The following is a 240-nucleotide window of genomic DNA, read 5'->3' on the forward strand; positions in this document are numbered from 1 at the left end:
GTGATTTTCATTTCTGTACTAGATACATTCACTCCCTATGTGGGGGATAAGGCAATGATAAGAATCATCAGCATCGGGTTCTTGATGCTCGGTCTGCTGTCCCTGCTGCGTCTAACGATACAGGAGATGATTAGGTTTCCGATGGTTTCCATAAATAAATGGATCTTGATGCTGACCGGAATGATATCGGTAAGTGTCCTTGTTGGTTTCGGTGCTCCAAAACTCACTCCGCAGTGGCCG

The 240-nt window shown here is 45.8% G+C and carries 1 protein-coding gene; it reads left to right on the forward strand.

Features of this window, described 5'->3' with window-relative positions; translation table 11 throughout:
* Positions 1 to 54: 54 nt before the first annotated feature.
* Positions 55 to 240 (forward strand): hypothetical protein (locus tag SB773_RS34315; protein WP_410594985.1); only part of this gene is annotated, 186 nt, incomplete at its 3' end.

It is taken from the genome of Bacillus sp. SIMBA_074, assembly GCF_046534555.1.
Classification (GTDB): domain Bacteria; phylum Bacillota; class Bacilli; order Bacillales; family Bacillaceae_G; genus Bacillus_A; species Bacillus_A mycoides.